We start from the raw sequence: 533 nt of genomic DNA, 5'->3' as shown, positions 1-533 counted from the left end.
CGGCGAGTGCACCGCCACCGGCGGCACCTTACTCACGGCGTCGACGTTCACCACAGCCCTGTCCCAACACTGCACCTGCGGTGCCCGCACCAAAAAGAACCTCTCCCAGCGCTGGCACATCTGCCCCTGCGGCATCGAAGGCGACCGCGACATCGTCTCCGCCGCGATGGCCGCCACCGTCGCGCTCACCGACACCGCCGACCCGCGCACCGCACGCATCGATCACAACCAGCGCCAGCGACTGCACGCCACCGTGCTCGCCGGCCGCGTTCACGACATCCCGGTCACCCGGGAAACGGCCCAGCACGAGGGGCTGGTCCGGTCAACCATCCACCACAACCCGACCACCACACCGGGCGCTGGTGAGGATGGCAGCCCCAACCCTGGGGCCCCTGCCGGACAAGGGGAACGCCCCGCCCTACCCCGCAACAGACCCCACGGCTACACCTGGGGACGTCGGCGGACCAGGCGAACAAGCACAAACCCAACGATTCAACAGTCCCCACCAGCCGACTTATGAATCAACTCTTAGG

At 67.9% G+C, this 533-nt stretch carries 1 pseudogene; it reads left to right on the top strand.

Annotated features, from left to right (window positions below):
- Positions 1 to 520, top strand: a pseudogene (locus tag BST12_RS31685) (zinc ribbon domain-containing protein); the annotation flags it as partial.
- Between the last annotated feature and the right edge of the window lie 13 nt (positions 521 to 533).

The sequence above is a fragment of the Mycobacterium angelicum genome (assembly GCF_002086155.1).
In the GTDB taxonomy this organism is placed as follows: domain Bacteria; phylum Actinomycetota; class Actinomycetes; order Mycobacteriales; family Mycobacteriaceae; genus Mycobacterium; species Mycobacterium angelicum.
Note: the sequence above shows the minus strand (reverse complement) of the source record. Positions and strands in the feature narration are given on the sequence as shown.